Source organism: Sphingobacterium athyrii, assembly GCF_003071065.1.
Taxonomy (GTDB): Bacteria; Bacteroidota; Bacteroidia; order Sphingobacteriales; family Sphingobacteriaceae; genus Sphingobacterium; species Sphingobacterium athyrii.
This window is the reverse complement of the sequence record NZ_QCXX01000002.1, coordinates 395,846-410,794: the sequence shown is the minus strand read 5'-3', so window position 1 is coordinate 410,794 and position 14,949 is coordinate 395,846. Positions and strand designations below refer to the sequence as shown.

Below are 14,949 nucleotides of genomic sequence, written 5' to 3'. Positions count from 1 at the left end.
TTTTTATTACAATAACACGCAATTATAACAATATATTATCTCCCTTGTTTAAATAAATTTATACTGTTGTCAGCCCGATGGTGGTACCACTTGGGATAACGGCATTTTTCTTGATAACCACGATGCCATCACAAACCGTGTAAGTCTGGTGGTTAGCATCCAATAAATGAGGACCGCCATTGATGCGAACATCATTTCCAATACGACAGTTCTTATCCAGAATGGCATTTTCGATATAGCAACGTTCTCCTACTCCTACAATAGGCATATTTTTTCTTTTGGCTTCGTCCATATCCGAAAAGTCCTCGTAATAGTCTGATCCCATCATATAGGTCCCGCGTACCACCGAACCGATACCGATACGCGAACGCACACCGATCACAGAACGGTCGATCTTATCGGCATGGATAATACATCCATCGGAAATAACGGAGTTAAGCAGGGTTGTCCCCGAAATCTTAGATGGTGGCAGCATCCGCGGTCGAGTAAAAACTGTATTTTTATCAAATAGGTTAAAGGCAGGGATATTATCGGTCAGTCCAATATTGGCCTCATAAAATGAGCCGATCGTTCCGATATCTGTCCAATAGCCTTCATATTGATAACTGAGCACTTTTATATTCTCAATCGCATCCGGGATAATCTCTTTTCCAAAATCCATCCCACTGTTTTCTTCCAGCAGACGTTTTAGTACACCTTTACTAAACACATATATACCCATGGATGCGAGGTATTCACGTCCCTCCGACTTCAAATGGTCGCTCACTTCTGAACTCCAGTCCACCAGCTGTTCCCGATTGGGTTTCTCTATAAACGAGGTAATGTGGTTGTGCTCATCCGATTTAAGAATTCCAAATCCTGTTGCATCTTTACCGTTGACGGGAATGGTCGCAATTGTCAAATCACCTTCATTCTGTACGTGGAAATCCACCAGCGCATCAAAATCCATCTGATAAAGCTGATCCCCCGACAAAATTAAGACATAATCATAATCTATGCTTGCCAGCTTCCTGAAGGATCTGCGTACGGCATCTGCTGTACCTTCAAACCATTTGTCACCATCATTGGTTTGTTCAGCCGCTAAAATGTCGACAAAACCCTTACTAAAAATACTAAAGTTGTACGTATTCTTAATATGCGAATTCAAGGAGGACGAATTGAACTGTGTCAACACAAAAATCTTATTGAATCCCGAATTGAGACAATTCGAGATGGGGATATCAACCAAGCGATATTTTCCTGCAATAGGAACAGCTGGTTTAGACCGTTGGTCGGTCAAAGGATACAGACGCGAGCCCCTTCCCCCGCCCAGAACGATAGCTACTACATTGTGATGTGACATATCAAATTAAATTAATTGGTTATATAGACTTATGTATTTTGCTGCGGATTTATTCCAGGAAAAATCCAAACTCATTATTTTGTGCTGGTTGTCCTCAAATTCAATCCTATTTTCATAGTATTCGACCGCCCGGATAACCGCCCTTCTGATTTCAGCCACCTCAAGCGACTCAAAACCAATGCCGTATCCATTGTTTTCCAAATCAATGACTGTATCTTTCAGACCACCCACACGGTGTACGATCGGCAAAGTGCCATATTTCATGGCATAAAGCTGATTGAGCCCGCAGGGTTCAACCCGCGAAGGCATCAAAAGAAAGTCTGCGCTTGCATAAAGCCAGTGCGCTAGATTTTCATCATAACCAAAGAACACATCAAAATTTTCTATCTTTTCATCCACGAGCATTTTTACCCGTGACTGAATTGCCGGATCCCCGGCACCTAATATAAATATACTCAATCTGTCCGAAAAATTTTCGGTCAAATCCAAAATTATATCCGGCAACAGATCTGCGCCTTTTTCGGTCGCAAAACGTCCTATAAAGACGAGCAAAGGGAGCTTAGGATCAATTTTATATTGCTGCGCCAATGCCTGCTTATTTTTAAGTTTACCGGCAAAGGCTGATGCAAGATCATAATTTTCAATCAAGGTATAGTCTTTATCCGGGCTCCAGATATCCCAATCAATTCCATTGACGATACCGACGGACTTGTGACGCTCATCATAAAACAGATGCTGGAGACCATTTGCCTCCATATAGAGTTCCTCAAGATACCCCTCCGAAACGGTCGTATAGGCGTCACAGCACTTAATCAATGCGGCAAGTGGATTGATCAGACCATCCCAATCCAAAAGTCCCCATTTCCAGCTGTCGAATCCGGGTAATAGAATTGCCTTGCTCCAATGCGTCCAGCCCTGGTATTGACCGTTGTGTACTGTCGCAACAGTCTTCACGCCGGAAAGGAAATTATACTCATTGCTATACTTCATCAGAAAAGGCATCAAGCCAACATGATGATCATGGCAATGCACAATGTCCGGTACGATTGCTTTCGCTTTGAACCAGTTTAATACTGCATGCTGAAAAGCTATAAACTGCTCTCCTTCGTCCGGATAACAGTAGACCTCCTGACGATCCAGTTTACCCGGTATTTTTATTAAATAGAGTTCAAAACCAAGTGTGTTTTCTTTTTCTTTAAAAACAGAATAGTTCAATAATTCAGACCCTTGATAAAAAGTTCCCTCTTGAATTACATCAAAGGAATGCTCCCTAACAAATGGGCGATCATACCAGGGCATGATCACCGCCGCTTCCACCCCAAGTTTAGTTTGATACTTGGGCAGTGCACCAACGACATCCGCGAGACCACCAACCTTGGCGATTGGGTAACATTCAACACTTAAATGAAATACTTTCATCTGTACATATTTTTTTTCCATCGCTCAGATGGAACCTATCCTATTAAAATTTACTTCACCAACTTCTCCGGTCATGGATGCATCGCCCTAGACAGGGACACGTTCCGCAGACTTCACTGGAGTGGTTTCTTTCCGATCCTGCTTACGTTTGAGGATATAGCCACCAAGCGGTGGAAGATCTACCTGAGCAGACTGCGCTCGATTCATCCAATGCAGTTGTTCACTTGCAACATGTTGGCTACAGATTCCTGAACCGAAATAATGGAGATCGTCCGAACTTAATACCACTTCCCATTCACCGGCATAAGGCAGACCTATTCGAAAATCTTCACGGACAACAGGCGTCAGGTTGATTACGATCACCGTGTCATCCCAAGAATCAAAAGCTTTACGCCAATAGACCAAAACCGAATTTTCCCGGTCGCCGGCATCTATCCATTCAAATCCAGATGCATCAAAAGCTTTTTGAAAGAGACTGGGCTGCTGCCGATACGTCGCATTTAAGTCTGCCACAAATTTTTTCATTCCCTGATGCGGCATAAATTCCAACAGATGCCAATCGAGCGATTGATTCACGTTCCATTCAGACGTTTGGCCGAACTCGCCCCCCATAAACAGCAGTTTAGTTCCTGAAAAAGTATACATAAACAAGTATAAAGCCCTCAAATTGGCAAATTTTTGCCACTCATCACCGGGCATTTTATAAATCAGAGGCTGTTTTCCATAGACGACTTCATCATGTGACAAAGGGAGCATGAAATTCTCGTGAAATGCATATACTGTCGCAAAAGTGATGCGATCATGATGGTATTTTCTATTGATCGGGTCTTCCTTAAAATAATCCAGTGTATCATGCATCCACCCCATCATCCATTTCATTCCAAAGCCCAAACCACCGGCATAAGTTGGCTTACTCACCCCCGGCCAGGATGTGGACTCTTCAGCGATCGTCTGTACATCTGGAAAATGAGCATAAACAGCCTCGTTAAATTCTTTTAGGAAATGCACAGCCTCAAGGTTTTCATTACCACCAAACTCATTCGGAATCCATTCACCCGCATTTCGGCTATAGTCCAGGTATAACATCGAGGCCACAGCATCTACACGAAGCCCATCGATATGAAAGCGATCCAACCAATAGAAAGCATTGCTGATCAGAAATGAGCGCACTTCATTGCGTCCATAATTAAAAATATAGGACTGCCAGTCTGGATGAAAACCTTTCCGCGGGTCTTCATGCTCATAGAGACTCGTACCATCAAAACGAAAGAGTCCGTGGGCATCCCCCGGAAAATGTGAAGGCACCCAATCCAGTAGCACGCCAATACCCGCAGCATGTAATTCATCAATCAAGAACATCAGATCCTGGGCGGAGCCATACCGCGAACTTGCTGCAAAATAACCTGTAATCTGATAACCCCAGGAAGGATAATAGGGATGCTCCATCAGCGGCATAAATTCCACATGTGTAAAATTCATTTCCTTAACATAAGCCACCAGCTGCACAGCGATCTCACGGTAATTTAACAGCGTTTCCGGGCTCTCCGGATCCCTTACCCATGACCCTAAATGCAGCTCATAGACCGACCAAGGTTGATCCAGTCTATTCTTTACGATACGCTCCTTCATCCAGTTGCCATCATTCCATTCATACCAGGTCGAATGGACAATGGAAGCCGTCTTAGGGGCCACCTCCCATCTGAATGCGAATGGATCACCTTTTTCCAGTTCCTCTCCCGATGAAGTCTGAATACAATATTTATAGGTTTCACCATTGGCTATTCCGGGAATAAATCCTTCCCAGATGCCACTGGTATCCCAACGGACATTTAAGGGATGACTCCCCTTGTCCCAAAAATTGAAGTTTCCCGTTACGGAAACGGATTTTGCATTTGGGGCCCAAACCGCAAAATAAACGCCTCTTTCACCCTCTACTTCCAGTTCATGCGAACCAAATTTTTCATACAGTTTGAAATGCCTGCCCGCCTGGAACAGTGCGACATCAAATTCCGAAAAAAGACTATGCGGTATTACTTGATTGGCCATGTTTAACCCTCGATCAATATGTTGTCAAATTCACGTGCGACATTAATCCAATATCGCCCCTGTTCATCTTGTTGTATTTTTGTGTCTATTCCATCTGTTTTTACTTTTTTTACCCTAAACGGCAACCCGATCAATTGCAATTTATATTCTTCGTACCGTTCCGTAAATAATCCGTCACGGGTCTGTTTGATTGACAGGGAATCTTTTAATCCGGACACTGTAAAGCATTTCTCCAGATAAATATCCTGCTCATACGCGAAGGTATCACCATGGTCGGAATACACGTAAGAACGATGCACGCCCTCCGAAAAATAGATATTCAATTGCAGTTCCTCCACTTTCTTTTCTCCGGTATATTGCATGACGGGATATTCCGGAATAACGGATCCACCGCGAATAAATAGTGGCATTTCATCCAAAGGTGTTGCAATGGTATGTTCTTTGCCGCCCACGTATACCGCATTATTGAAATAATAGAACCAATCTCCTGCGGGAAGGTAGACAATCTTGCTTTTCTGGCCGGGTTGCAACACCGGCGACACTAATATTTTATCGCCAAAACAGAACTCCTCTTCCCGCTGCCAATTGGTCGGAATATGCTGCTCAACCATCGAGATAGGACGTAAGATCGGATAGCCGTATTTCGTTTGTTCCCAAAAACAAGTGTAGATATATGGCAAAAGCTGATAGCGCAGCTCAATAAACTTTTTATTTATTTTTTCCCAATCTTCACCAAAGCTCCAAGGCTCGCGGTCACGGGTATCCCCGGCGGAATGTACACGCATAAATGGTGAAAAAACGCCAAACTGCATCCATCGCGTAAAGAGTTCACCATCCGGTTCCCCTGTAAATCCGCCAATGTCGGTTCCACAGAAAGACATTCCTGAGGTGGACAAGCGCTGCAACTGTAAAGTCCCTAATTTGAGATGTTCCCAGCTAGCCAAGTTATCTCCCGTCCATACCGATGAATAACGTTGTGTGCCGGCATAAGCCGCTCGTGTAATGGTAAATGGCCTTTTATTCTTATACAATTTCTTTAATCCGTCATAGGTAGCCCGCACCATCTGCATGCCGTATACATTATGTGCTTTTCGGTGCGAGCCGCGATGGCCGTCATATTGATGCCTGACATCATCCGGAAATGTCCCACGACCAAAAACTGCAGGTTCATTCATATCATTCCAAAAGCCCGCAACTCCGTCCTCCACCAGTCCCTGGTATAAAGTTCCCCACCACTGCCTAACTTCAGGGTTCGTAAAGTCAGGAAATTGACAGCGCCCGGGCCAAACAAATCCTTCCATAAAATAATCATCGCCCCGTCGACAGAAATATCTATTCTCCTTTCCTTCTCTAAATACCCAGTAGTTTTCGTCAACCTTAATTCCCGGGTCAATCATAACCACTGTCTTAAAGCCCTCATTGGCAAGATCGGCAATCATTTTCTTCGGATTTGGAAAGTATTGCTTATTCCAGGTAAAACAGCGGTATCCGTCCATATAGTCGATGTCCAGGTAAATGGCATCACATGGAATCTGTCTTTTACGGAATTCTTCGGCCACCTTGCGTACATTCGCTTCGGGGTAATAGCTCCATCGGCATTGATGGTACCCAATAGCCCATAATGGTGGTAAATAATGTGTGCCGGTCAAGGTATGGTACCTCCGGATTACATCAATAATATGGGGGCCATGAATATAATAATATTGCAATTCCCCCCCCTCAGACCAGAAACTAGTCTTACCCTGATCTTCAGCGGCAAAGTCAAAATAGGTTTTAAAGGTATTATCAAAGAAAATACCATAGGCTTCCCCATCTTTCAAACCGATGTAAAAGGGGATCGTTTTGTACAAAGGATCCTGATCGTAAGCAAATGCATAGGTATCCGAATTCCAGTTTTTTAATCGCTTACCGCGGAGGTTAAGCTTGGTCGCCTTGTCGCCTAGCCCATAAAACGCTTCGTTTTCAAAAGCTATCTTTGTACTATAGACATAATATCCGCCAAAATCCGGATTTTCCTCCCAATGCATAGGTGCCTGATCCGCATTAAACAATTTGCCGGCCCGATCCGAGAAAGAAATCAAAAAATCTTCTTTATTGATCCGACAGGAAATCGTGTTCGTATGCACACTATAATGATCTTCTTCCTCTTTACACTGATGGATGCTGACGCGATGATCTTTCTTTGCCAGCGCATAGGAAAAGTCTTCCAAAAACGTTCCTTGTGGTGCCAATCGAACACGGACAATCTCATCAGTTACGATCTTAATCTCAACTGTTGCCTTACCATCGGAAAAATAGTATGATTTATCGTTTTGGTTGTGGGATACAACATTTTCGAGGTATTTCTTTTCAATTTTGGGCAGATCCAATACCGGATTATTCACATGATGCATACTCTCCAAAGTACCATCATTTTCTTCCTCGTTTAGTGTGGTTTGATTTAGGTTGTCGTCTTCAAGCATAGCTGTATTATATTAAATGTTTCTGAAGGCTTAATTCCTCTTTAAGATAGAAAAATTATCCCGCGCCGACAACAAAACGAAAAAAAAAATCCCGACCCATCAGGATGAGCGGGATTTTTTTCAATAACCGTAGATGAATTGCTACATGCTACATAATGAAATGCGCGCGCAGCATCCAGGCCATTTTTTCATGTTTTTCCAATAGCCCAACCAAAAAGTCCTCCGTACCATTGTCTGCCGTTCCTTCGACTACAGCAATATCTGCACGAATGGACATCGCAATAGACTCATGATCCGTTAACAGCTCCTTATAATAAGACTGGCTATCGGTCTTTTCGGAAGTAGACTCTGTCAAACGTGTTAATTTTAGATATTTATCAAAGGAGCCCACTGCATAATGGCCCAAGGTACGAACACGCTCCGCAACTTCATCAATCACTTCGGCCAGCTCATCGTATTGGGATTCCAAAAATAAATGAGCAGCATGAAAATCAGCTCCTTCGACATTCCAATGCGCATTGCGTGTTTTCATGTAGATAATATGTTCATCGGCCAATAAGACATTGAGCAATTTCGCAACTTTTTTTAAGTCTGCATCTTTAATTCCAATTGAAGTTTTCATATTGTGTTTATTTGTTAACTATAGCTCCTTCGCTTAGTTAAATTTACCCAAAAAAAGCAGGGAAAACAAAAAAAACGGCGTTAAAATGTCATTTCAATCGCATAATAACCGTATTTTTGCGAGCAAAATATTATTAGAGGAAGACTGTGGGTACTTTAGACAACAACGCTTATTTTCATGCATTCAAGGAGGATATTTCGGGCATCGAACTCCCGTCGCGATTCACTTTTCCGTTTTGCTATGAACCGCATCCGCTAGCCATTATTGCTGCGCAGGAACTCCAGGCCTACCTTGAGATACAAAACGAGTGGACACATAACTTTGGTCTTGAAAAAAATAATGACGGTCATGCCATAGGCAAGATGTTTGGTATATTGGTTGTCCGCGATCAGCAGCATCGCCTCGGATATCTTGCAGCTGTATCAGGCAAGCTTGCTGGCAGCAACAAACACAGCTACTTTGTGCCCCCTATATTTGACATGCTGGAAAAGGATGGCTTCTTTTTGAATGAAGAAGTACACTTAAATGCGCTCAACAGAAAAATTGAACTTCTTGAAAACAGCGCGGAACTGGCGCAAACAAAAAGCAATCTCAATAGACTAAAAGATCAATGGGACACAGCCCTTGACCTGCTCAAAACAAAACTCAGAAATCAGAAAAAAGAACGTAAGGAAACCCGAACCAGATTGCGCCCTATCCTGTCAGACGAAGCGTATGAAACGCTGATGGAAGATATGCGCAGCCAAAGCTTAAAGGATAAACAAGAACTTCAGCGCTATCAATATGACATGCATCTGGCCCTGGAACCGGAAAACCTTAAGCTCCAACGATTGCTTTCCGATATTTTGGCAATGAAAGAGGAGCGCAAGACCCGATCGGGCAATCTGCAAAGACAACTTTTTGAACAATATAATTTTTTAAATGCTGAAGGGCAGCAAAAGAATGTGATTGCCATTTTTCAGGATTTTGACCAAAGTACACCTCCTGCAGGCTCCGGAGAATGTGCTGCGCCCAAATTATTACAATATGCCTACAGCCACAATCTTACCCCTATAGCACTGGCCGAATTTTGGTGGGGCTGTTCCCCTGCTTCCGAAATCCGTAGACATAAAAATTACTATCCGGCCTGCCGTAAAAAATGTGAACCTATTCTGGGTTACATGCTTCAGGGACTTAGGGTCGACCCGAATCCCATGCAACAGGAAACCACCTTGCAAACGGAACTCCCGCAGATCTATGAGGATGAAGATATTATTGTCTTCAACAAACCCGCAGAGTTTTTATCCGTTCCCGGTATATATGTGAAAGATTCCGTCTATACTCGTGTTCTCAAACGCTATCCAAATGCCGGCCCGATTATTATCCACCGGCTGGACATGTCCACTTCGGGGCTTTTGGTGGTAGCCAAAAACAAGATGGCGCATCAATTCATCCAGGACCAATTTATACAACATACCATAACCAAGGAATACATTGCTTTACTCGATGGTGTTATTGAACAGGAATGTGGACTGATTGATCTGCCTCTTCGTGTAGATTTGGATGACAGACCCCGACAAATGGTCTGTTATACCTACGGAAAGCCGGCACAGACCAAATGGGAAAGAATTGCTGTCGAAAATGGTAAAACACGCGTTCGCTTCTATCCTTTAACAGGCCGGACACATCAACTCCGTATGCACGCTGTACACCCAGAAGGGCTGAATACCCCGATCTTGGGTGATGATCTATATGGCAGAAAAGCAAATAGGTTACACCTGCATGCTGCTTTTATTAAATTTATTCACCCGGGCTCCAGACAGGAAATCTCTTTTCAAATCCCGTCGGATTTTTAGCAGCACTGACTATATCGTTACAAAAGTCAATAAATAGTGGGCTGGAAAATCATCGTGAAGTCAAAATGTGGAGGTTAAATTATTGATCTAAATCAATAATTTAAGACAAACCGCTAAAAAACAACTATTTAAACCTTAAAAGACGGAACTACGTTTCTTTTATTACATTACAATAAGATTTTAATTATTCTTAATTTTTTGTTTCCTTTGTTCACTGATTTTTTGATTTTAATACTTATAAAGTCAGAAATAAAGTAAAAACAAGAAAACAATTTTGAATTTTCAAGATTATAGCAATATAATGGAAGCTAAAATAAACGCACAGACCTTCATAAACAAACTCTTTTTCTCGATAACATTTTTGCTATCAGCATCTCTTGCATTCGCGCAGACCAAAACGGTGACGGGTACGGTCAAAGATGCAAAGACAAAGGCCCCCATTGCTTACGCCACTGTTGCGGTCGTTGGCGCGCCTGCTGCTGCAGGAACCTCAACATCGACCAATGCAAATGGTGAATTTAAGCTGGTTTTCCCGACATCTTATGTCAAAATCAGAGCAAGCTATGTTGGCTATGACAATAAAGATGCTTTCGTTACCAACGATGCTGTACAGACCAAGGAAATCCTGATGGATGCACAGGACAATATGCTGGAGGAAGTTGTTGTCAAAGCCAAAAAGAAAAAATACAGCAACAAAGACAATCCTGCCGTTGCCCTGATACGTAAGGTGATTGAAAATAAAGATAAAAACCGTTTGTCGGGACAACAATATGCTGAATTTGATCAATACGAGAAAATGTCTTTGGGATTGAGCAATCTTTCAGAAAAATTCGTCAACAAAAAGATCTTTAAGAACTATCAATTTCTTTTCGAAACCGATGACTCGGCTAAAACCGCCAATAAATATGTTTTGCCGGCTTTTATCGAAGAGAAAATATCCAAAGTGTACTACCGTAAAGATCCGAGCAAAACCAAACAATATATTTTGGGGGATCAACGCGCGCAGTTTGACCCTAAATTTATAGATAATGATGGTCTGGCGGCCTATTTTAATAAACTCTACGAACAAGTTGATATCTATGACAACAACATTTCATTGGTAACCAACCAGTTTTTGAGTCCGATTGCGAACTCTGCACCGACGTTTTATAAGTTTTTCATTACCGATACCATCAAAACTTCTCAGCCTTGGCTGGTCGAATTGAGCTTCGTTCCCCGCAATAAAGCAGATATGTTGTTTAAAGGGCAACTATATGTTACGCTGGATGGCAATTATGCCGTTCAAGGAGCGAATATGACTGTTGCGGATGATATCAACCTAAATTTTGTACGCGACCTTCAGGTTCAGCTCAAATTCGAAAAAGACAATAAGAGCAGATTCTACCTGAAGACAAGTACATTGGGAATTGATTTTTCATTAACTGAAAAAGGAATGGGTATCCGCGGAAGCCGAACGGTCGATTACAACAACTATAAAGTCGGTGTGCAACAACCCGATAGCATTTACGATGGTCCATCAACGGTAATAGCTTACAATGTCGAGAATAAAAAAGCGACAAAGTCCTTATTTGAAACACAACGTCCGTTGGCTTTGGCACAGAATGAACTGAATATCTACCACAATATAGATACGCTACAGAAAATTCCTTCTTTCAGAACCTTCATGGATATCGCAGCCCTGCTTCTTTCGGGTTACAAACAAGCCGGTCCGGTGGAAATTGGTCCGGTAAATACATTCTACAGTTTCAACCCTGTTGAAGGCTTTCGCTTGCGTGTGGGTGGCCGTACGACCGAATCATTGAGCAAACGTTTCTATGCAGAGAGCTATGCGGCTTATGGATTCAAGGATCAGAAATGGAAGTACTTTTTCAGTGGGACTTATGCCTTTAACAACAAGTCGGTATACTCCTTCCCTATGCACTATATCAGGGCCTCTTATAAAAAAGACACGAAGATTCCGGGACAAAAGCTCGAATTCGTTCAGGAAGATAACTTCTTGTTATCTTTCAAACGTGGTGATAACGACCGTTATATCTACGAAACCAACTACGGACTGGAATATAAAAAAGAATTCTTGAACCATTTGACTATTGGTGCTGGATTTAACATTAACAAACAAACTCCCGCGGGTAGTCTAACCTATCAAATGCGGGATGAAAATGGACAAAACAAATTGTTCAACGAATTAAATACAACAGAATTGTCGGTCAACTTTAGATACGCTCCGCACGAAGAATTTTACCAAGGTAAAATCTATCGTACGCCGATCTTCAATCAATACCCCATATTCACATTCAATTATACAGCAGGAATTAAAGGTCTGGCAAAAGGGGAATATAATTACCATAGTTTTAACGTGGGCGCATTCAAGCGTTTTTACCTAAGTCAATTTGGTTTTGCCGACGTTACAGCAGAAGGCAACTACATCGCTGGAAAAGAGATACCATTTCCTTTCCTGACAATCCATCGGGCCAACCAGACCTATGCGTATCAGTTAAACTCGTATAACTTGATGAACTTTCTGGAATTTGTCAGTGATCACAACGCTTCCATCAATGTGCAGTATTATATGAATGGATTCCTGTTGAATAAGATCCCATTGATCAAAAAGCTCAAGCTACGCGAGGTATTTAGTTTCAAAGGTGTATATGGTGGTCTTCGTAAAGAAAATGATCCAGACGACCCAAATTATGGCTCTAAAGTGTTTGCATGGCAACGCAATGCACAAGATATCCAAAGTTCATATACCTTCGGTTCTGAACCTTATATGGAGGCCAGTATCGGTTTGTCCAACATCTTTAAAATTTTGCGTGTGGACTACGTCAAACGTCTGAATTATCTTGACCATGTGGATGCTCCAGCCTGGGGGATCCGTGCACGGGTCAGATTTGACTTCTAATAGTTTCCGTAAATTTATATTATAATTTGAGGCCCTGTCAATCGAGAGAATGACAGGGCCTTTTTTCTTATTTATAGCGTCTCCCATTTGATCCTTATCCCGCGGTATTTCCCCATCTTTCTTTGTCGATTTATCCGATTGCGGTTCGGCTTGGCGAAAAACCCCAAAAACTTTAACCCTCACTGACTCCAAGTTCGGGGAGTTATTCGGGGCATATTTGTATCTGATTCGGGACAGATTTGGGACAGATTCGCCTCTGCTACCAGGTGTGAGCGTGATTACTACGCCATGAGTATCTGATAAATGCGTCCTAGACTCGGACTCAACACGGACTCATCATGGACTCAATACGGATTCACCCCGACTTTAGGGTGAAGTAGATACGACACTGTGCCGAAGCGTTGGCGAAGCGAACTCGATGGTGACCGAAAGAATCCCTAGAAAAGTATGATATTAAGAAGCATTGCATGGTCGAAAAACTAAGGTTTACACAAAAAAAATCCCCCTTGCAAACAGCAAGGAGGATAAAATTAGAATATGACGATGGTTAGTTTTTCTTTTTGAATGCATCTACACCGCTCTGTAGAAATGCTTTGTATTCTTCAACATTGTAATTTGCCCCACTTTGAGGAACCAGCACCCGACCGTTCGGATCAACAATTACATACAATGGCTGCGAATTACTATTGAATGCGGAAGCTTGAAAATCGCTGTTTTTGTTTCCGATAGTCTTTATTTTTTTGTTGCTGTATGTAGAAACTATCTGCTCATTGACAGGCAGTTCAGTTTTATCATCCACAAATAACTCGGCCATTACAAACTCTTCTTTCAACAACTTGGCTACCGCAGGATCTGTCCATACATTTGCCTCCATTTTACGGCAGTTAACACAATTCCAACCCGTAAAATCAATCAAAACAGGTTTATTAAGCTCTTTAGCAGTTGCTAAAGCCTGATCGTAATCATAATAGGGATCAAAGCCTTTTGGTGTACCACGCTCGTGAAAAATTTCAGCATATTTTTTGACTTTTCCATCTGTATGCGCAGCAGGACCACCGCCAACTCCAGTGGATAAATCAAAATCCTGGGTTGCCGATGGCGGCAAAAAGGCTGAAATAGACTTTAAGGGAGCGCCCCATAAACCGGGAATCATATACACCACGAAGGAAAAAACAACAATAGCGAGTATTGTTCTCGGAACAGACAGAAATTTAAGGTCGCTATCGTGGGAAAACTTAATTTTACCGATCAGATAAAGCCCCATCAAACCAAATACGGCGATCCATAAGGAGAGGAATACTTCTCTGTCCAACCAGTTCCAATGGTAAGCCAAATCTACATTCGACAAAAATTTCAATGCCAAAGCCAGCTCCAAAAAACCAAGCACCACTTTTACACTGTTCAACCAGCCACCTGATTTTGGCAACGATTTAAGCATCGATGGAAACATAGCGAATAGGCCAAATGGAATGGCCAGGGCAATGGAGAATCCCAACATACCTATGGCAGGCCCCAATCGTTCACCTTTTGATGCAGCTTCCACCAGGAGCGTTCCGATAATCGGCCCCGTACAGGAAAACGACACTAACGACAGACTGAATGCCATAAAAAATAGCCCTACAAGTCCACCTTTATCCGACTTGGCATCCATTTTATTCACAAAAGAGCTCGGCAAGGTAATTTCAAATGCACCGAAGAATGAGGCCGCAAATACCACCAACAGCAAAAAGAAAATAAAATTAAAAATCCCATTGGTCGAAAGGGCATTGAGTGCATCAGAACCAAATGCAATGGTAATAATCATTCCCAAAGCGACATAGATCACAATGATGAATAATCCGTACAATAAAGCCTTACTAATGCCACTGGCACGGCTACCGGACTGCTTAGTGAAGAAGCTTACGGTCAAAGGAAGCATCGGAAATATACAAGGCATCAACAAGGCCGCGAAGCCTCCGACCAAGCCTGCGATAAAAATGCTCCAAAGTGACTTTTTTCCACCTTCTGCCGAACCACCTGCTTTAGCTGTGGCAGCCACCGTTGTCTTACTGGAGTCAGCTTGAGCTGTAACCGTGTCAGGTGACTCTTCAAAAGATAAAGAATCCGGGCTGATTGTACCATCCGTGAATTCGATACCATCCGGGCTAACCGTACTGTCCTGCTGCGCAAACATAGCAAGAGGAAAGATGAGCAGGAATAAAAGGGTTAATAGTTTAAAATTAGTTTTCATCAGAATATCATGTGTTTTTCATAATTTATTTTGCTTTGAGACCTGTTCATTTGTTCTTGTGTAAATAAAACCCGAGGAGCAATACACTCCCCGA

Annotated in this window: 8 protein-coding genes; 2 read left to right on the top strand and 6 right to left on the bottom strand. The window is 42.4% G+C overall.

Annotation, left to right across the window (positions count from 1 at the left end; all coding sequences use genetic code 11):
• Nucleotides 1-58 precede the first annotated feature (58 nt).
• The 5 genes from DCO56_RS08150 to DCO56_RS08130 form a co-directional block, all read right to left on the bottom strand.
• Nucleotides 59-1,342: a glucose-1-phosphate adenylyltransferase gene (locus DCO56_RS08150; protein WP_108633253.1), complete on the bottom strand. Its 1,284-nt coding sequence runs from the start codon at nucleotides 1,340-1,342 to the stop codon at nucleotides 59-61.
• A 6-nt stretch (nucleotides 1,343-1,348) separates the two neighbouring features.
• Complete coding sequence (locus tag DCO56_RS08145) at nucleotides 1,349-2,761, bottom strand: glycogen synthase (RefSeq protein ID WP_108633714.1); 1,413 nt, start codon at nucleotides 2,759-2,761, stop codon at nucleotides 1,349-1,351.
• An 87-nt stretch (nucleotides 2,762-2,848) separates the two neighbouring features.
• A complete protein-coding gene (gene glgB, locus DCO56_RS08140; protein ID WP_108633252.1) occupies nucleotides 2,849-4,807 on the bottom strand; it encodes a 1,4-alpha-glucan branching protein GlgB in 1,959 nt (652 codons plus the stop codon).
• A 2-nt stretch (nucleotides 4,808-4,809) separates the two neighbouring features.
• The gene (locus DCO56_RS08135; protein WP_108633251.1) at nucleotides 4,810-7,269 is read right to left on the bottom strand and encodes a glycoside hydrolase family 31 protein; all 2,460 of its coding nucleotides are present in this window, start codon (nucleotides 7,267-7,269) and stop codon (nucleotides 4,810-4,812) included.
• 148 nt (nucleotides 7,270-7,417) lie between these two features.
• A complete protein-coding gene (locus tag DCO56_RS08130) occupies nucleotides 7,418-7,891 on the bottom strand; it encodes a Dps family protein (protein WP_108633250.1) in 474 nt (157 codons plus the stop codon).
• A gap of 146 nt (nucleotides 7,892-8,037) precedes the next feature.
• Here DCO56_RS08130 and DCO56_RS08125 point away from each other — a divergent pair, with 146 nt between their 5' ends.
• Both DCO56_RS08125 and DCO56_RS08120 read left to right on the top strand, forming a co-directional pair.
• On the top strand, nucleotides 8,038-9,726 hold the full coding sequence (locus DCO56_RS08125; RefSeq protein WP_108633249.1) for an RluA family pseudouridine synthase: 1,689 nt from the start codon (nucleotides 8,038-8,040) through the stop codon (nucleotides 9,724-9,726).
• A gap of 301 nt (nucleotides 9,727-10,027) precedes the next feature.
• Nucleotides 10,028-12,625, top strand: coding sequence for a DUF5686 family protein (locus tag DCO56_RS08120; RefSeq protein WP_108633248.1), 2,598 nt, complete (start codon nucleotides 10,028-10,030; stop codon nucleotides 12,623-12,625).
• Nucleotides 12,626-13,172: 547 nt separating this feature from the next.
• On the opposite strand, the gene DCO56_RS08115 is transcribed toward DCO56_RS08120, so the two are convergent.
• A complete protein-coding gene (locus DCO56_RS08115; protein WP_108633247.1) occupies nucleotides 13,173-14,855 on the bottom strand; it encodes a protein-disulfide reductase DsbD family protein in 1,683 nt (560 codons plus the stop codon).
• Nucleotides 14,856-14,949 lie beyond the last annotated feature (94 nt).